Source organism: Actinoplanes sp. M2I2 (assembly GCF_023544445.1).
Classification (GTDB): Bacteria; Actinomycetota; Actinomycetes; order Mycobacteriales; family Micromonosporaceae; genus Actinoplanes.
In genome coordinates this window covers 273946-292061 of record NZ_JALPVJ010000009.1, presented here as the reverse complement: position 1 = coordinate 292061, position 18116 = coordinate 273946, and the positions used below count along the sequence as shown (strand labels likewise).

Annotated in this window: 16 protein-coding genes; 7 read left to right on the top strand and 9 right to left on the bottom strand. The window is 71.3% G+C overall.

The features are described from left to right. Position 1: 1 nt before the first annotated feature. The 5 genes from HJC40_RS20460 to HJC40_RS20440 are packed head-to-tail and all read right to left on the bottom strand — an operon-like array spanning position 2 to position 6540. Entirely contained in the window at positions 2-1129 is a 1128-nt protein-coding gene (locus HJC40_RS20460; protein ID WP_250002859.1) for a Gfo/Idh/MocA family protein, read from the bottom strand. Next, positions 1129-2577 carry a mannitol dehydrogenase family protein gene (locus HJC40_RS20455; RefSeq protein WP_250002858.1) on the bottom strand — a complete coding sequence of 483 codons (1449 nt, stop codon included), beginning with the start codon at positions 2575-2577 and terminating at the stop codon, positions 1129-1131. Before HJC40_RS20455 ends, HJC40_RS20460 begins: the two co-directional genes overlap by 1 nt. Then, a complete protein-coding gene (locus tag HJC40_RS20450) occupies positions 2568-3854 on the bottom strand; it encodes an enolase C-terminal domain-like protein (RefSeq protein ID WP_250002857.1) in 1287 nt (428 codons plus the stop codon). The genes HJC40_RS20455 and HJC40_RS20450 overlap by 10 nt, the downstream gene beginning before the upstream one ends. After that, entirely contained in the window at positions 3851-5257 is a 1407-nt protein-coding gene (gene uxaC, locus HJC40_RS20445; protein WP_250002856.1) for a glucuronate isomerase, read from the bottom strand. The genes HJC40_RS20450 and uxaC overlap by 4 nt, the downstream gene beginning before the upstream one ends. Beyond that, a complete protein-coding gene (locus HJC40_RS20440) occupies positions 5257-6540 on the bottom strand; it encodes a Gfo/Idh/MocA family protein (RefSeq protein ID WP_250002855.1) in 1284 nt (427 codons plus the stop codon). The genes uxaC and HJC40_RS20440 overlap by 1 nt, the downstream gene beginning before the upstream one ends. A gap of 222 nt (positions 6541-6762) precedes the next feature. On the opposite strand from HJC40_RS20440, the gene HJC40_RS20435 reads away from it, so the two are divergent. The 5 genes from HJC40_RS20435 to HJC40_RS20415 are packed head-to-tail and all read left to right on the top strand — an operon-like array spanning position 6763 to position 11672. Continuing rightward, entirely contained in the window at positions 6763-7797 is a 1035-nt protein-coding gene (locus HJC40_RS20435) for a LacI family DNA-binding transcriptional regulator (RefSeq protein ID WP_250002854.1), read from the top strand. Between the two features lie 12 nt (positions 7798-7809). Further along, positions 7810-9141 (top strand): ABC transporter substrate-binding protein, encoded by a 1332-nt coding sequence (locus HJC40_RS20430; RefSeq protein WP_250002853.1) that lies wholly within the window; start codon positions 7810-7812, stop codon positions 9139-9141. A gap of 23 nt (positions 9142-9164) precedes the next feature. Then, positions 9165-10139, top strand: a complete 975-nt coding sequence (locus HJC40_RS20425; protein ID WP_250002852.1) for a carbohydrate ABC transporter permease — start codon at positions 9165-9167, stop codon at positions 10137-10139. A 35-nt stretch (positions 10140-10174) separates the two neighbouring features. Then, positions 10175-11032 carry a carbohydrate ABC transporter permease gene (locus HJC40_RS20420; RefSeq protein ID WP_250002851.1) on the top strand — a complete coding sequence of 286 codons (858 nt, stop codon included), beginning with the start codon at positions 10175-10177 and terminating at the stop codon, positions 11030-11032. A 4-nt stretch (positions 11033-11036) separates the two neighbouring features. Then, positions 11037-11672 carry a hypothetical protein gene (locus HJC40_RS20415; RefSeq protein ID WP_250002850.1) on the top strand — a complete coding sequence of 212 codons (636 nt, stop codon included), beginning with the start codon at positions 11037-11039 and terminating at the stop codon, positions 11670-11672. Between the two features lie 680 nt (positions 11673-12352). Here HJC40_RS20415 and HJC40_RS20410 read toward each other — a convergent pair. Further along, positions 12353-13795, bottom strand: a complete 1443-nt coding sequence (locus HJC40_RS20410; protein ID WP_250002849.1) for an HNH endonuclease signature motif containing protein — start codon at positions 13793-13795, stop codon at positions 12353-12355. An 821-nt stretch (positions 13796-14616) separates the two neighbouring features. Here HJC40_RS20410 and HJC40_RS20405 point away from each other — a divergent pair. After that, positions 14617-14928 carry a sigma factor-like helix-turn-helix DNA-binding protein gene (locus HJC40_RS20405; protein WP_308200921.1) on the top strand — a complete coding sequence of 104 codons (312 nt, stop codon included), beginning with the start codon at positions 14617-14619 and terminating at the stop codon, positions 14926-14928. Between the two features lie 82 nt (positions 14929-15010). Here HJC40_RS20405 and HJC40_RS20400 read toward each other — a convergent pair whose 3' ends face one another. Continuing rightward, a complete protein-coding gene (locus HJC40_RS20400) occupies positions 15011-15835 on the bottom strand; it encodes an alpha/beta fold hydrolase (RefSeq protein WP_250002848.1) in 825 nt (274 codons plus the stop codon). Between the two features lie 118 nt (positions 15836-15953). Between HJC40_RS20400 and HJC40_RS20395 the strand changes: the two genes are divergently transcribed. Next, on the top strand, positions 15954-16934 hold the full coding sequence (locus HJC40_RS20395) for a sigma-70 family RNA polymerase sigma factor (RefSeq protein ID WP_250002847.1): 981 nt from the start codon (positions 15954-15956) through the stop codon (positions 16932-16934). A 258-nt stretch (positions 16935-17192) separates the two neighbouring features. On the opposite strand, the gene HJC40_RS20390 is transcribed toward HJC40_RS20395, so the two are convergent. Together HJC40_RS20390 and HJC40_RS20385 are read right to left on the bottom strand one after the other, a co-directional pair. Next, the gene (locus tag HJC40_RS20390; RefSeq protein WP_250002846.1) at positions 17193-17588 is read right to left on the bottom strand and encodes an STAS domain-containing protein; all 396 of its coding nucleotides are present in this window, start codon (positions 17586-17588) and stop codon (positions 17193-17195) included. A 30-nt stretch (positions 17589-17618) separates the two neighbouring features. Then, positions 17619-18077, bottom strand: a complete 459-nt coding sequence (locus HJC40_RS20385; RefSeq protein ID WP_250002844.1) for a hypothetical protein — start codon at positions 18075-18077, stop codon at positions 17619-17621. Between the last annotated feature and the right edge of the window lie 39 nt (positions 18078-18116).

Below are 18116 nucleotides of genomic sequence, written 5' to 3'. Positions count from 1 at the left end.
CCTAGGTGGCGGGCAAACGGCGACGGTACGGGGTGACCGCCCAGGGCACGCCGAGCTCGGACGGCAGCGCCGGTGTCGCCGCGGCCCGGCGCAGCAGCGCGTTGATGCCGGTGATCGTCCGGTCCGGCCCGTCGACCCGGACCGTGTCCGAGTTGAGCAGGTGTGGCTCGGGCGCGTCGGGCAGGGTCAGCGCCTCGAGCACGACGGTGAAGTCGGCTGTCGCCTCGAGCGGCACGAGCAGCGGCGTGCCCTCCCGGCGGTGCCGCAGCAGATCGGTGAGCAGGTCGGTGCGGCCCGGCACGTCGGTCAGGCCGGCGCCGGGCAGCGCCAGCCGGTCGGTCGGGTATTCGAGCAGCGCCCGCCCGTCCGGCCCGCGCGCCTCGATCTCGCCGGCGATGAAGTCCTCGCCGGCCAGGGTCACCGCGACCAGCAGCGGCAGCCCGTTGTCGAAGGTGATCCGGGCGAACGCGGTGTCCTCCACGTCGATCCGCCGCACCCGGTAGCGCTCGACCTCCAGCTGCCGGGGCCGGCCCGCGCCGGCCGCCGCGCCCGCGGCCAGGGCCTGCATGACCGCGTGGGCGAGCGGGTTGACGAGGGCGCCGTCGACGACCGGCCGGCCGCCGACGACCCGCCGCCCGGCCCACGGCGAACGGGCGTAGTAGGCGTCGTCGCGTTTCCACGAGGCCACCGCGGTGAGCCCGGTGACCGGCGACGGCAGCGCCTCGCGGAACCGGGACCAGGCCACCGATCCGAGCGCCTGGAAGCCCACCTGACAGGCGCGACCGGTGGACCGCAGGGCGGCCAGCAGGGTCTCGTGGGCGGCGACCGAGGTGACCGGCGGCTTCTCCAGCAGCAGGTCGCATCCGGCCGCCAGGGCGTCCAGCGCGATCGGCAGATGAGTGTGCGGCGGCGTGCAGATCACCACCACGTCGGGCGCCGTGGCCGCCAGCAGCTCACGGTGGTCGGTGAAGGCCGGTACGTTCGGTGCCGGGTCGATCGGCTGGGGATCGGCCAGCCCGGCGAGCGACGCGATCCCGTCGGCCGACAGCTCGGCGATCCGGCGCCGGTGCCACCGGCCGTGCCCGTTCGCCCCGATCAGCGCCACCCGCGGCGCTCCTGCCGTCGTCATCACACACCGGCCAGCGTCGCGGCCGCGCCGTGCTTCTCCAGGGCGGTCAGCCACTCCACCAGGGCGGCCCGCAGCTCCGCGTCCTCGGCCAGCGCCGGGTGGAAGACCGTGTCCAGGCCGAGCAGCGCCTCGACCACCCCGTCCGGGGTGGCCGGCGACGCGGCGAGCCGTGCCCGGATCCGGTCAGCCAGCGGGTCGTCCAGCGGCAGCGGGCTTCCGTCGTCGGCGACGCCCTGGACGAAGCGCATCCACGCGGCCACCACCAGCGCGGCCCACCGGGGCACCGCACCGGCCTCCCGCCGGTTCTGGATCGTGTGCAGCACGCGCTGCGGCAGTTTCTGCGTGCCGTCCATCGCCACCTGCACGGTCCGGTGCCCCATGGCCGGGTTCGCGAACCGGGCCAGCACCTCCTCCCCGTACGCGACGGTGTCGACGCCGGGCGGCGGCACCAGGCTCGGGGCGATGTCCTCGGCGATGAACCGGCGCATCGCCCCCTCCAGGCCGGGCATCGCCAGGGCGGCGGCGATGGTCTCGTGCCCGGCCACCGCGCCGAGGTAGGCGATCGCCGAGTGCACGCCGTTGAGCGTCCGCAGCTTGAGGCTCTCCCAGGGCCGGGGGTCGCCGGTCAGCACCGCCCCGGCGAGCTCCCAGGTGGGCCGCCCGGCGGGGAAGTCGTCCTCGATCACCCAGGCCGAGTACGGCTCGGCGCTGACCGCGGCCCGGTCCCGTACGCCCAGGGCCCGCGCCGCCACCGCCAGGGTCTCGGCCGTGCTGGCCGGCACGATCCGGTCGACCATCGTGCCCGGGAACGTGACGTTCTCGCGCACCCAGTCGCTGATCGCGGTCGCCGCCGCCAGCGTGGTGATCAGCCCGCGCATCCGGTGCCCGTTGGCCGGCAGGTTGTCGCAGCTCATCAATGCGATCGGCCCGGCGTCGGCCCGCCGGCGGGCACCCAGCCCGCGGATGAGCAAGCCCGGCACCGTACGCGGGGACCGCCCGGTCTCGAGGTCGGCGCGCAACTCGTCGTCGAGCAGCAGGCGCCCGGTGGCCGGGTCGAGCTTGTAGCCCTTCTCGGTCACGGTCAGCGTCACGATCCGGATGGCCGGGTCGGCCAGCAGGGCCACCACGACGTCCGGGTCGGCCGCGGCGTGCAGCTGCCCGGCCGACGACCCGACGACCCGGGTGCTGCTGCCGTCCGGGCCGAGCGTGGTGACGCTGAACAGCCCGTCCTGCGCCCGCAGCGCGTCGACGACCTCCCGGGAGCGTGGCGCGACGCCGACGATGCCCCAGTCGCCGCCGCCCGCGGCCATCGCGTCCTCGGTGAAGACGGCCTGGTGGGCCCGGTGGAAGGCGCCCATCCCGAGATGGACGATCCCCGGGGCGGGCGGCGCGATCCGGGGGCGGCAGCCGGCCGGCACACCGGGCAGAGCCGAGCGGGTCAGCTCCATGCCGGACCGTCCGGGAACGAGAACTCGGCGATCGAGGCGGGCAGCATGTCGGAGCTGTAGCCGGGCCGCTCCGGCACCAGGTAGCGGCCGTCGCGGGTGCGCACCGGATCGGCGAAATGCTCATGGAGATGGTCGACGTACTCGACCATGCGGCCGTCGAGCGACGTGCCGACCCGCAGGTAGTCGAAGATCGCCAGGTGCTGCACCAGTTCGCACAGGCCCACCCCGCCGGCGTGCGGGCAGACCGGCACGCCGAACTTCGCGGCCAGCAGCAGTTCGGCCAGCACCTCGGGGATGCCCGCGACCCGGCAGGCGTCGACCTGCAGCACGCCGATCGCCTCGGCCTGCAGCAGTTGCTTGACGATGACCCGGTTGGCGGCGACCTCCCCGGTGGCGACCCGGACAGGGGCCACCGCCCGCTGGACGCGCGCGTGGCCGAGCACGTCGTCGGGGTGGGTCGGCTCTTCGATCCAGTACGGGTCGAACTCGGCCAGCCGGGCCATGGTCGCGATCGCCTCGTCGACGCCCCAGATCTGGTTGGCGTCCATCATGAGCAGCGCGTCGGGGCCGATCTCGGAGCGGATGATCCGGGCCCGGCGCACGTCGTCCTCGACCGGGCCGCCGACCTTCATCTTCATCGCCCGCCAGCCCTCGGCGTACGCGGCCCGGGTCAGCTCGCGCACCTTGTCGTCCGGGTAGCCCAGCCAGCCGACGCTGGTCGTGTACGACGGGAAGCCGTCGCTGCGCAGGGTGGCGAGCCGGTCCTCGAATCCCACCCGGCCCTTGTCGAGGATCGCGGCCGCCTCGGCCGGCGTCAGCGCGTCGTCGATGTGCCGGAAGTCGACACAGGACACCAGCTCGTCGGTCGGCAGAAGGGCCAGCAGCTCCCACATCGGCCGGCCGGCCAGTTTGGCCCGCAGGTCCCACACCGCGTTGACCAGCGCGCCGGTCGCCATGTGGAGCGCGCCCTTCTCGGGACCGAGCCAGCGCAGCTGCGGGTGGGCGGTGAGCGAGCGCAGGAACGCGAGCGGCTCGGCGGCGAAGGCGTCCATCGACAACCCGACGACCTGCGGGGCCAGAGCCCGTACGCAGGCGCAGGTGATCTCGTTGCCCTGCCCGTTGGTGAACGTGAAGCCGGTCCCGGTCACGCCCTCGTCGGTGCTCAGCTCCACGTAGGTCGCGGAGTAGTCGCCCCGGTTGATCGAGTCGGAGCCGTCGCCGGCCGCGGCGGTGGGGAACCGGACGTCGTGCACCTCGACACCGGTGATCGTGGTCATGAATGGGCGCCCTTCTCGAGCTTGAAGATCCGCTTGGGCAGGTGGTACGCGAGGTCGGCCATCGTCTCGGCCGCCTCGTCGAACGGCAGGCGGTCCTGCGCCACCAGCGAGGCGAGGTGGGCCGCGTCGACCCGCCGCGCGACGTCGTGGCGTACCGGAATGGAGCAGAACGCCCGGGTGTCGTCGACGAAGCCGGCGGTGTTGTAGAACCCGGCCGAGTCGGTGACCGCCTCGCGGAACCGGCGCATCGCGTCCGGGGTGTCGAGGAACCACCACGGCGCGCCCAGGAACAGCGCCGGATAGCCGCCGGCCAGCGGGGCCAGCTCCCGGCTGAACGCCGTCTCGTCCAGCGTGTAGAGCACCACCCGCAGGCGGGGGTCCATCCCGTACGCCTCCAGGAGCGGCCGTAGCGCGTGCACATAGTTGGTCGGCTGGGGGATGTCGCCGCCCACGTCCCGTCCGTGCGTCGCGAAGAGCGCCCCGTTGTAGTCGCGCGACGCCCCGGGATGCAGCTGCATGACGAGACCGTCGTCGATCGACATCCGGGCGAACTCGAGGATCATGTGCCCGCGGAACGTCTCGGCGTCGGCCGCCGACGCTTCCCCGCGCAGCCCCCGCTCGTACAGCAGGGCCGCCTCGGCCGGGGACAGGGCGACCGTCCGGGCCGTCGGGTGGCCGTGGTCGGACGAGGTGGCGCCGGCCTCGATGAACGCCTGCCGGCGGCTGCGCAGCGCGGCCAGATAGCCGTCGTACGTGCCCGTGTCCTCGCCGGCGAGCTCGCCCATCCGGGCCACGTTGCCGGCCCAGCCCTCGCGCTCCAGGTCGACCACGTCGTCCGGGCGGAACGTGGTGATCACCCGGCCGCCCGGGCCGCCCCACCCGTCGGCGGCCAGCTTGGCGTGCCGGGCCAGGTCGTCGGTGGGGGACTCGGTGGTCGCGAGCACCTCGATGCCGAACCGCTCGAACAGGGCCCGGGGGCGGAAGCCGGGCTCGGCCAGCCGCGCGGCGATCGCGTCGTACACCTCGTCGGCGGTGTCCCGGCTCAGCGGGGTCTCGACCTCGAACACCGTACGGAAGGTCTGCTCCAGCCACAGCCGCGAGGGCGTGCCCCGGAACAGGTGCCAGTTCGCCGCCAGCAGCCGCCAGATCACCCGCGGGTCGCTCTCGACCGGACCGCCGTCGCGGCGCGGCACGCCCAGCCGGTCCGGCGGGATGCCCTGGCTGAGCAGCATGCGCGTGACGTAGTGGTCGGGGACGATGAGCAGCCGGGCCGGGTCGCCGAACGGCTGGTCGTCGGCCAGCAGCGCCGGGTCGACGTGGCCGTGCGGGCTGATCAGCGGCAGGTCGCGCGCCACCGCGTACAGCTCGCGGGCGAGGTCCGTCGTGAGAATGGGATCCGGCACTAGTCGGTCACCTTCCGGGTCAGCAGTTCGGTCACCCGCACCGGCCCGCCGGTGCGCAGGCTCTCGTTGGCGGCCAGGCCGGTGAGCAGGGCCAGCGCGCCGTCGCGGGCCGTCGCCGACCGGTGCATGGGGTCGGTCTCGCCGCCGAGCAGCACGGCGGTCATCCGCTTGTCGGCCCCACCGTGCCCCGCACGGTCCACGGGCGGCAGCTCCACCGCGTACGGGGAAGACCAGAACGGCCGGACGGTCAGCGTCACCGACCCGGCCTCGGGGCTGGCGCCCTGTTTCACCATGCCGGCCGCCGCCGGGCTGACGTGGTCGCTCTCGATCACCTCCAGCTCCAGCCGGCCCCGGCTGCCGTTGACCATCAGCCGGTAGCCCTCCCACGGCGCGTACGCGGTGAGGTGGTAGCTCATCGTGGCCCCGGTGTCATAGCGGACCAGCACGGCCAGGTCGTCCTCGATGGTGATCCCGGGCGCGAACACGTTCTGGTCGCGGCGGTAGCCGTCCTCGGCCGCGGCGTCGAGATACAGCGCCCGCAGCTTCGGGTCGGCGGCGAGATCGAGGGCGAACCGCTCGTCCGGGTGCCCGTGCCGCCGGCCCTGCTCGCCGTAGAAGAACAGCCGCCCCGACGCGTAGACCTCGGCCGGCGCGGCACCCAGCCACCAGTTCACCAGGTCGAAGTGGTGACCGGACTTGTGCACCAGCAGACCGCCCGAGTTCGCCTTGTCGCGATGCCAGCGCCGGAAGTAGTCGGCGCCGTGCCGCACGTCGAGCAGCCACTCGAAGTGCACCGAGCCGATCTCGCCGATCTCGCCGCCGGCCAGCAGCGTGCGCACCACCTCGTGCACCGGGTTGAAGCGGTAGTTGAAGGCGACCCGTACGCGGTGACCGGTGCGTTCGACGGCGTCGAGGATGCGCTCGCAGCTCGGCGCGTCGACGGTCATCGGCTTCTCGGTGATGACGTCGCACCCGGCCTCGAGGGCGGTGACGATGTGCCCGGCGTGGGTGCTGTCCACACTGGTCACGATCAGCTCGTCGACGCGCTCCCGGGCCAGCATGGCGGCCAGGTCGGCCGCCTGGTAGGTGGGCACGGGCGTGGTCAGCCAGCCGTTGTGGGCGTCCATCCGGGACTGGTTGACGTCGGCCAGCGCGACCAGCTCCGACGTGCCGGCGTGGTCGCCGGTGACCGCGCGGATGAACATCTCGGCGCGCGAGCCCGTGCCGACGACCGCGAACCGGCGTCGGCCAGGTGTGCGGCCGTCAGATCTGTGCTTGTCCATGATCACTCCCGGTTCGCCGGGCGGCAAAGGTTTGCAGCGAAGTTAGGACGATCGATCCCACGGCGTCAATAACCTCAGCCAGTTGACGCGTATTTGCCCGGCTAAGAGCGGGTATCGAGATGCGGTTCGCAACCTCGCCGCAACAGAACGGCATTGACAGCAGTGCAACCGCTTGCATTAATGGGCGTCATCACGTGACCGGGGCCACAAAGGAGGCTGGGCATGGCTGTCACCATCCGCGATGTGGCCCGGGCGTCCGGCGTGCACATCTCCACGGTGTCCCGCACGTTCTCGGCGCCCCACCTGGTCAACCCCGACACCCGCAGCCGCGTGCTGGCCTGTGCCGAGCAACTGGGCTACCGCCCCAACCGGGCCGCCCGCGCGCTCATCACCGGCCGCACCTACAACATCGGCCTGATCGTGGCCGACATCGCCAACCCGTTCTTCCCGCCGCTGATCAAGGCGGCCGAGAGCCAGGCGCGCAAGCACGACCACCACATCTTCGTCGCCGACACCAACGAGGACGCGGCGCTCGAGGAAGAGGTGGTGCGCGCCCTGGCCAAGCAGGTCGACGGCGTGCTGCTGGTCAGCCCGCGCATGAGCAACACGCTGATCGAGCAGCTCAGCCGCGAGGTGCCGCTGGTCGTGGTCAACCGGCAGATCGCCGGCATCCCGGCCGTGGTGATGGACGTCGCCCGCGGCGCCCGCATCGCGATCGAGCACCTGACCGCGCTCGGGCACCGCCGGGTCGCGCTGCTCGGCGGTCCGCGCGGCTCCTGGACCAGCCGGGAGATCCGGCGCTCGGCCGGCGCGACGGCCCGCAGCGCCGGGGCCGAGCTCGTCGTCATCGGCCCCAACCCGCCGACCGAGGTCGGCGGCCTCACGGTCGCCGAGGACGTGCTGCGATCCGGCTCCACCGCCGTGCTCGCCTACAACGACCTCATGGCGATCGGTCTCATCGAGGGTCTGCTGGCCGCCGGGGCCCGCGTGCCCCAGGACGTCAGCGTCGTCGGGGTCGACGACATCATGCTCAGCCGGCTCACCCGCCCGAAGCTGACCACGGTGGCGACTCCCACCGCCGCCGCTGGTCGGGCGGCCGTCGACATGCTGCTCGCGCATGGCGACGACCGCCGCACCAACGCACATATCCATCTGCAGACCGAACTGGTCATCCGCGACTCGACGGGGCGGGGCCCGGGTCCGCACAGCCCTGCGGACCCGGGCGACGTGATCGCCCACGGAGGTGTCGCTTCCTGAAGGAGAAGCGTCATGGAGCCCATCACGCGGGGCATCACGCCCGCTCAACGTACCGTGCCACCTCTCAGCCGGCGACGGCTGCTGGCCGCCGCCCTGACCGTGCCGCTGCTCCTCGGCGCCGCGGCCTGCGGCGGGGACGACGAGGGCGGCAGCGGCGGCAAGACCGAGCTGTCGATCTACTGGTGGGGCGCCGAGAAGCGCGCCGAACTGACCGACCAGGCACTCGCCCTCTACACCCAGAAAAACCCGGACGTCACGTTCAAGAAGACCTGGCAGGGAAACCAGGGCTACTTCGACAAGCTGGCCACGCTCACCGCCGGCGGCAACGCGCCCGACATCTTCCAGATCGACGACAACTACATCTCCGAGTACGCCGGCCGCGGCGTCACCCTCGACCTGACCGAGTACACCGGCAACGGCAAGCTCGACGTCAGCAAGTTCCCCGAGAGCCTGCTCAAGTACGGCGAGGTCGACGGCAAGCTGGCCGGCATCGCCATGGGCGAGAACACGCAGGGCCTGGTCTACGACAAGACCCTGCTCAGCAAGAACAAGCTGCCCGAGCCCAAGACCGGCATGAGCTGGGAGGAGTTCATCGACTGGGCGGCGAACGTCTCCAAGACCGCCAATCTGCCCGGCACCCAGGACGCCAGCGCGGTCTACCAGGCGCTCTGGGTCTACCTGCGGCAGGGCGGCAAGGACCTGTACGCCGGCAAGCAGCTGGGCTTCGACGAGGCCGACATCACCAAGTGGTTCGCGCTCTGGAAGGGCGCACGGGACAAGGGCGCCACCCCGACGCCGGATGTCATCCACGAGGGCAACGCCAGCGACGTCAGCAAGCAGCTGGTCGCCACGGGCAAGGCCGGCACGTCGTGGGTGTGGGCCAACCAGATGCCCGAGCTCAAGAAGAGCACCGACAGCGAGCTGGGCGTCATCGCGTACCCGGGTGACCCGAGCGCGCAGTGGGCCCGGGCCTCGATGTACTTCTCGGCGTTCCGCGGCAGCAAGCACAAGGACGTGGCCGTCGACGTCATCAACTTCCTGGCCAACGACCCCGAGGCCGGCAAGATCCTGGGCACCGACCGCGGCCTGCCGCCCAACCTCGACGTCCGCAAGCAGGTCGCCGACACGGTGTCCGACCCCAACATGAAGCAGACCATCGCGGTGCAGGACGAGCTGGGGAAGAAGTTCGGCCCCAACCCGCCGACCGTGCCGCCGCAGGGTCACAGCAAGGTCCGCTCCGAGCTGGTCCGGGTGGCCGAAGAGGTCGTCTACGGCCGTCAGACGCCGGAACAGGGCGCGGCCTCCTTCGTCACCGCCGCCAAGGCAGCCATCGGGCAGAGCTGAGCACCGAAGTGACCATGGCACAGATGCCGGTCCGTCCGACCGACCCGGCCTCCGCCGCCCCCGCCGCCCCCGACGACCGGGGGCCGGGGCGGCGGGTCCGCCGGCGTCGCGAGAACCTGGCCGGGTACGTCTTCCTCTCCCCGTGGCTGCTGGGCCTGATCGGGATCACGGCGATCCCGATGCTGATCTCGCTGTACCTGAGCTTCACGGACTACAGCCCGCTGATCCCGCTGACCGAGGCGAACTGGATCGGCCTCGACAACTACCGCCGCATGTTCACCGCCGACCAGTCGTACTGGCACGCCGTACAGGTGACGGTGACCTTCGCCCTGGTGGCCGTGCCGCTCAAGCTGGCCGCCGCGCTCGCCGTCGCGATGCTGCTCAACCGCACCATGCGCGGCATCTCGGTGTTCCGGGGTCTGTTCTACCTGCCGTCCCTGCTCGGCGGCAGCGTCGCGCTGGCGATCGTGTGGGTCAGCATGTTCAACCGCGACGGCGCCTTCAACTCGTTCCTGGCGCTGTTCGGCATCGAAGGCCTGCCCTGGGTCAACGACCCCGACTGGGCGCTGTCCACCCTGATCCTGCTGGCCGTCTGGCAGTTCGGCGCGCCGATGGTGATCTTCCTGGCCGGGCTCAAACAGGTGCCGGTCGAGCTGTACGAGGCAGCCTCGGTCGACGGCGCGAGCGGGTGGCGCAAGTTCGTGCACATCACCCTGCCGATGCTGTCGCCGGTCATCTTCTTCAACCTGGTGCTCGAGACGATCAACGGCTTCCAGGGCTTCACGTCGGCGTTCGTGCTCTCCAACGGCACCGGCGGACCGGTCGACTCCACGCTCATGTACACGCTCAACCTCTACATCGCCGGCTTCGTCGACCTGGACATGGGCTACGCGTCCGCGATGGCGTGGGTCTTCCTCCTGGTGATCGGCGCGATCACGGTGCTGCTGTTCAACACGGGCCGCTTCTGGGTCCACTACTCCGACAACGAGGAGCGGTGATGCGACAAGGCGCGGTGATGCGACAAGGCGCGGTGATGCGACAAGGCGCGGTGACGGTCACGCGGGGTCAGGCTCTGCGCCTGGGCGCCCTGCTGCTGATCCTCGCGGTGGTGCTCTATCCGCTGGTGTGGATGGTCGGCACGTCGTTCAAGTCGCCGCAGGAGATCGTCAACAACATCGGGCTGATCCCGCGCACCTTCACGCCCGGCAACTTCAGCGACGGCTGGAACAAGTTCGACGTCGGCTTCGGCCGGTTCTTCGTCAACAGCGCGCTGGTCTCACTGATGACCGTGGTCGGCAACTCGGTCTCGTGCCTGCTGGCCGCCTACGCCCTGGGCCGGCTGCGGTTCCGATTGCGCGGGGTGTGGTTCGCCCTCATGATCGGCACGCTGCTGCTGCCCGGTCACGTGCTGATCATCCCGCAGTACATCCTGTTCCGCAGCCTCGGCTGGGTCGGCGGCGACTGGCCCTACCTGCCCCTGCTGGTGCCGCAGTTCCTGGCCACCGAGGCGTTCTTCGTCTTCCTCATCGTCCAGTTCATGCGCGGCATCCCCCGCGAACTCGACGAGGCCGCGGTCATCGACGGCGCCTCGCCCTACAGCATCTTCCGGCACGTGATCCTGCCGCTCTCCCGGCCGGCCCTGGTGACCACCGCGATCTTCTCATTCATCTGGACCTGGAACGACTTCTTCCGCCAACTGGTCTTCCTGTCCGACCTGAAGGACTACACCGCACCCGTGGCCCTGACCCTGTTCATCGACTCCAGCAGCGAAAGCGCAGTCGGCCCCATGTTCGCGATGTCCCTGCTGTCCCTGATCCCGGTGTTCCTGTTCTTCATAGCCTTCCAGCGCCTGCTCGTAGAGGGCATCAACACCAGCGGCCTGAAGGGCTGACGCCGTGCCTCCCCACGCCGTTGCGCACGACGACCCGACGATGACCCCGGCCGCCACCGTCAGACCCGGGGTCGACTGGCGCGACTCACTGCGACTCGCCGCCGACCTGGCCCTGCTCGGCGTCCTGGTCGTCCTGGCCTGCGCCCCGATCGTCACAGCCGGAGCAGCCTGCGGCACCGCCAGCGCCGCGGTGCACCGGCTGCTGACGATCGGACGGTGGCCGACCGCAGCCGAATGCTGGACCGACTTCCGCACCCGCCTGGCGCCCGGCCTGCTGTCCGGCCCACTGGTCCTCGCCGTCGGCTGGCTGGTGGCCGTCGACGTCGCCGCACTACGCCGCGGCGCAGTGCCAGGCGGCGCCCTCATGATCGCAGCCGTGCTCCTGATCGCGGCCGCAGCCGCCGGTTTCGCCGCGCTGGCAGCCGGCCTGGCCGGACAGTCCTCCGCCCATCCCGTACGCCGAGCGGCCGCTCTGGTCGCCGCCAGACCATCCGCCTTGGCCGCGACAACCGGCGTGGTCCTGGTCGCGGTGACCCTGGCCGCCTTCATCCACCCGGCCCTCGTACCGGTGCTGGCCGGCTACACCCTTTTCGCCGTGCATGCGGTTTTGCGGCGCCCACGGATGCGGTCGGAGGGCTGACGTCGCGTGGTGGCTCTGCTGGGGTTGCGGGTGCTGGGGTCGGAGGGCTGACGTTGCGCGACCTCTTCGGAACTCGCCCGGCGCGCCGTCACCCCGTCGGCCGCGGTGGCTCTGTGAGCGGTGGCCGGTGGTGGGTTTCGGTGGGCTGACGTCGGCGCTGGCTCCTCTGGAGAGTTGCCGGTGGTGCGTTTCGGTGGGCTGACGTCAGCGTTAGCTCGTTTGGAGAGTTGCCGGTGGTGGGTTTCGGCCGGCTGACGTCGGCGCTGGCTCCTGTGGAGAGCTGGCGGTGGTAGGTCTCGGCGGGCTGACGTCGGGCGGTCGCTCGTGTGGAGAGAGTGACGGGGTTGGGGTCTCAGCAGGCTGGTGCCCGCGGAACGCTGGTGCGGAGGACTCTGCGTGGTTGAGATTTCGGCTAACCGGAAGTCGAACCTGAGGCTTGGGCGCAGCCGGCGGCCGGAATGTCCTGGGCAAGCTCAGGGTGGACGTCCGTGAGCATGGCCGCCGGCGCTGTAGGCGTTCGGGAGGCTGATGTCGGGAGGGCGCTCGAAACCGGGCCGCGAGTGGCGAAATCGGGTTCGTGGTCTCCCGATGGCTGTTGGCGTCAGATCTATTGGCGTCAGATCTATTGGCGTCAGAGCTCTTGTCGTCTGGCGTCATGGCTATGGCGTCTGGCGTCATCACTATTGGCGTCGGTGGTAGAGGTTGCGGCGGGGTGTTCGCGTGGGGTCGACGGTTGGTGGAGGAATGAAGTCGGGATGTCGGTCGGCGCCGAGGCGGATCTGCCAGCCGGCGGTGGGGTGGTGCACGAGACGGTGATGGCGGCGGCAGAGCAGCACCATATTGTCCAAGTTCGTCGGGCCGCCGGCGGTCCAGCCGACGATGTGATGGGCGTCGGTCCAGCGGGGTGGCCGATCGCAGTCGGGGAAAGCGCAGCCCCGGTCACGGATGTGCAGGGCGCGGCGTAAGGCTCCGGTGGCCAGCCGGCGGGTGCGTCCGGCGTCCAGGATCTGTCCGTCGCCGCCGAGGACGATCGGCAGGACGCGGGCATCGCAGGCGAGCCTGCGGGCAGTGTCGCGGCTCAGGCGCCGGCCGGTGTCGGTGATCGCGGAGCCGAGGTTCCGGGTCAGCGGATCGTAGGCGACGGTGACAGCCAACTGGGGTGGCTCACCGCCGTCCTCGGGCAACTGTCCGGTGCGGAGCGCCAGCCGGCACACGTCGATCAGAGCGTCGGCACGCCGCTGAGCCGCCGTCCGGTCGTCGCCCGGCGTCGGGGCGCACAGCGGGTGCAAGGCGGCTTCCACCGTGGCGACATCTTCGGCTCCCAGGAACCCCGAGACTCGGACCAGTCCGTCGACCGGCAGGGACAAGGTGACACCGCGACGCTGGTGGGCGCGTGCTTCCTGACGGGCCGAGGTGGCTTCGTCGGCTCGGTCCGCCAGCTCCGGGGCGACGTGGACGAGGATGCGTTCGCCGATCCGGCGTAGCTGGTAGGCCGGAAGCCGGCCGGCCATGTCGATCATCGTGGTCTCGGCCTGCCGGGCGATCTGGGCGGCGTCGACCAGGCTGACCTCGTCGAGGCCGCTGATCTCGGCGGGCAACGCGGCGACCGTCGTCGAGATCACGGCGGCCTGGCGAAGGTCGATGAAGCCGTCGAGGACCGCCTGCTCCAGCGTGGGATGGTGAGTCAGCGCGGCAGCGTGTTCGGTGAGCTCGCGGGCCGGGTGCGGGTCGATCCGCAGCGTGCTGCGCAACCACGCAGCCATCTTGCGGTGGCCTTGCGTCGCGGGCAGGCCTCGGGTGCCCGCCTGCTGCACCAGCCGGGCCTGCAGTGCTGCGGCGGCCTGCTCCAGGCGGTGAGCCGTACGCAGAAGATCGGTGATCTCATCGTCGGCGAGCGGCCACAATGGGGCCGCGGCGAGCTTCGCCGCTTCCTCAGTCAGTCGCTGCACGTCTTCCATCACACGACCATCTTCGAACACACGTACGACAAGTTCCGGCCAGCGATGGCGACTGGCGAGATCCACATCCGCCATTTGAAAAGCCGACATCGCGGGGGCCCGTGGGGTACGCCGACCATGGGGCTTGCGGCGCGCCGACCATGGGGCTTGCGGCGCGCCGACCATGGGGCGTGCTGTGCTCCGATCAGGCAGCGCTGCGGTGCGCCGGTCAAGGGCGTGCGGTGCGCCGATCCGGCAGCCGTGCGGTGCGCCGGTGCAGGGGCGTGTGGTGCTCCGATCAGGCAGCGCTGCGGTGCGCCGGTCAAGGGCGTGCGGTGCGCCGATCCGGCAGCCGTGCGGTGCGCCGGTGCAGGGGCGTGTGGTGCGCCGATCAGGCAGCGCTGCGGTGCGCCGGTCAAGGGCGTGCGGTGCGCCGATCCGGCAGCCGTGCGGTGCGCCGGTGCAGGGGCGTGTGGTGCGCCGGTCAGCGGGCCGTGCCATGCGCCGGCGAGGGGCCGTGCGGTGCGCTGACCATTGGGCCGCTCTCGTGTCGCAACACCACCGAGGGACTTTTCATGGGCAGGCCTACGAGTCGTATGGTTCGGCACCGTGTCGTCGGCGGCATTGCCTTGCGTCAGGAGGCTGCCGCCTCATCTCGCGGCCCGGGCTCAGTGATGCCTCGCTCTGCCGGTCGAGGTGGTGTCGGCTCCGTGATGAGGAATCGGGGCGACACGTCCCTGCGTGGCAACGGATGCCAAGTGGGATCGCGGTGAGCACCGCCTGGAGGATCTGCAGTGGCTGCTCCGCCTCGACGGGCCCGCCGCCTGTTCCACGATCAGAACGGGGACACCTCCGCGATGGCCGGGCCACCAAGCAGCAGTACGAGGGCGTACGCGGGACCGAGCCAGCCCCTACGGTCGGCCTCACGCATCGTCGGCGGGTGATCGGGCGACTACGCCGCAGGTGCGCACTGGAGTTGGCCCTCATCGGCGACCAAAGTGCCAAGCATGCCGACTCGTCACGCCGACCCGATCGGGCACCGTACAGATCAGCGGCCTCAGATGGAGCTGATGCTGCGTCAGCTCCCGGCTCAGCACCGGGATGTCCTCGTCGCGACCTACTTCAGCCACCGGACGACACACGAGGCGGCGCGACTGCTCGGCCTGTCCCCGGAGGCGGCGAAGTTCCGCGTCTATCAGGCTATGCGGGCGCTCTCCGACATGCTTTCCGAGCGCGGCCCGGCACCGGTCCGGTCCCCAAAGCCAGCCTCGTCACACCGACGTGATCGATCGCCCCGGAGTCTTTCGGCCTGGTGGTGAACAGCGGGAGGCCGTGGCCCGTGGGCCTGCCCCGCCCGAATCGGTGCGGGCGGGGCGGCGGCTCCCACGGAAGGAGCGGTGGTCATTCCGTGGCGTCGACGAAATTGATCGCGGCCGCGGCGAACAGCGGGGACATGAACACGTTGTAGTGGGTCAGACCCGGCAGGATGGCGAGCGCGTGCCCGCCCTTGGGCCGGCCCTCGCCCATCCAACCGCCGTCGCGCTGGCCGCCGTCGAGCAGCGCAAACACCTCGACGAAGTGGCTCGGCGGGCACATGTCGGCGTCGGCGGCGAGGATCAGCGTCGGCACCTGGAGGTTACGGACCTCTTCGGTGTAGTCGTAGTCCTTCGCCATCGCCTCGCCGATCTTGCCGAGCAGGCGGGGGAAGTCCTCCGGCCGGGGAGCGACCCGCTGGTACAGCTCGTACATCGGGGTTTCTTTCATGAATTCCGCGGCCTCCGGGCCCACCTGGCCCTGCTGCTCGAGGATCTCGGGGTACGTCGCGCTGCGCCGGATGCCGGCCGAACCGGCGACCAGCCGGCCGACCTTCCCGGGGTGGCGGATGGCGAGCTGCAGGGCGACCCCGCCGCCGAGCGAATACCCGACGACATCGGGCTTGTCGAGGCCCAGGTGATCGATGAGCGCGGCCACGTCGTCGGCCATGAACCGGATGTCGAGCGGCCGGTCGATGTCGGCGGTGCGGCCGTGTCCCTGCAGGTCGACCAGGATGACCCGGTGGCCCGCGGCGAACTCGCCGATGATCGGGCCGAACATCTCGCCCGAGCCGAGCCCGCCGTGCACCAGGATCAGCGGACGCCCCTGGCCGTGCGACTCGTAGTAGAGGTTGATCCCGTTGACCTCGGCGTACTCGCCGTTCCCGAGGCTGTCAGCGGTCCAGTTCGTCATCGTGAGCTCCTGTGAGGTCTCGTTCCTGTGCGACAGCCTTAAGACCGGGCCCGCCCGGCGGACTCATCGGCGTGACGGAAGGTTTTTCTTGTCGTACCCCTCCACTAGGTTCGGACAGGTGAGCGACGTAGTGATCCCGATCGAGTCCCAGCTGGAGACGTTCCGCCCCGAGCTGACCGGTTACTGCTACCGGATGCTCGGCTCCGCCTTCGAGGCCGAGGACGCCGTCCAGGACACCCTCGTGCGCGCGTGGAAAAGCTATGAGGGCTTCGAGGGTCGCTCGGCCCTGCGGTCCTGGCTCTACCGCATCGCCACGAACGTCTGCCTCACGATGCTGGGCAGCGCCCAGCGGCGGGCCCGGCCGATGGATTTCGGCGGGCCCGGCGACGGCCACGCGACGCATCCGGGGGAGCCACGGCCCGACGAGATCTGGGTCGGTCCGGTGCCCGACGGGCGGGTGCTCACGGCGGTCGCCGACCCGGCCCAGGTGGTCGCCGACCGCGAGTCGATCCGGCTGGCCTTCGTCGCCGCGCTGCAACACCTGCCGGCCAAACAGCGGGCCGTGCTGATCCTGCGCGAAGTGCTCGCCTGGTCGGCCCAGGAGGTGGCCGATCTGCTCGAGACGTCGGTGCCGAGCGTCAACAGCGCCCTGCAGCGTGCCCGGGCCACGATCGCCGCCACCGACAAGGGCGCCCAGGTGCTCGAGCCTTCGGACGACGAGCAGAAAAAGCTGCTGGCCCGCTACGTCCAGGCCTTCGAGGCGTACGACCTCACGGCGCTCACCGCCCTGCTGCATGAAGACGCGACGCTGTCGATGCCCCCGCTGCCGTTGTGGCTGCGCGGCACCGGCGACATCACCGCCTGGATGTCGGGCACGGGCGCCGGCTGCGAAGGGTCGCGCCTTCTTCCGGTCGTGGCCAACGGGTTGCCGGCCTTCGCACAGTACCGGCCGAATCCGTCCGGGCCCGGCCATGTGCCGTGGGCGCTGATAGTCCTCGAGATCTCGGACGGCCGGATCACCGGGATCAACAACTTCCTCGACACCGCGCGGCTGTTCCCGCTCTTCGGCCTGCCCGCCCAGCTCACTCCGGAGGACTGACGCCGCTGGTGCTCGTTCACCGCCCGCGCTCGAAAGCTGCGGAACGGCGATCGCTGCTGAGCGGGTGGCGGCGGCCTTCGATCCGCCGGTGCCGCCGGTGCCTCGGGTGTCGCGGGTGTCGCGGGTGTCGCCGGTGCCGCGGGTGCGGCCGGTGCCGCGGGTGCGGCCGGTGCCGCGGGTGCGGCCGGTGCCGCGGGTGCGGCCGGGGACAGGGGAGTGCGGCCGGGAGGCGGATGCCGCCGGTGCGGGCCGGGGCGGCTATGTGGGCGGCGGTGGGGCAGCGCTGGCCTGCGGGGCGGTGGTTTGCGGGGTGGCGGTGGCTTGTCGGGTGGCGGCCTGCTGGGCGGCGGCGAAGAAGCCGCCCAGCCCCATCAGGCTGAACAGGTCGATCAGTTCGGGGCGGGCGCCGCGCACGGTGAGGCGCCAGCCGTGGCGGCCGGCGGTCAGGCGCAGCCGGGCGAGGGCCTCCACGGTGACCACGTCGGGGCGGGCCGCGGACACGTCGCAGACCACCTCGCTCGAGGGCGGCTGGTGGCCGGCCCGATCGACCTGCTGCCGATCGGGACGGGCACGCAGCAGGTCGGCGAGGCCCGAGCACAGGCACGGGATGTCCGCGCGGGTCACCTCCGCGCCGACGGCGAACAGGACCGTCATGTCAGCTTGGACTCGGCGAGCCCGTCGAACTCATCGCAACGTCAGCCGGATCGCCCGCGCGCCGTTGCGCCATGCGCGGTTCAGGTCGTCGACGTTCGGGTTGCCGCCCGCGTCCAGGCCGATCTTGTTGAACCTGGCGAAGCTGTGGTTGGCCCGGGCCAGGACGGCGTAGTCGGCCACCACCTCGTCCTCGGCGGCGTGGACCCGTACGCCGGCGGTCTTGATCTTGCCGAGGTGGCAGACCTCGAGCTGATCGCCGGTGCGCAGGTTGCGAGCCCAGGCGAACGGCGTGCCGATCAGCAGCGTGCCGTCGTGCCGCACGTAGGCGACCGGGATCGAGTAACGCTTGCCGGAGCGGCGGCCGATCACATAGAGCGTGATCAGGGAGCGGCCGATGCCGCGGGCAAGCACCGGCGTGCGCAGCAGACCGCGCGCGATGACGTTGACCACGCCCTGCGCGGCCATGGTGCGGGGTTGCTCCTCGGCCATCTCAACTCCTCGGCCATCCCAGCTCATCGGCCATCCCAG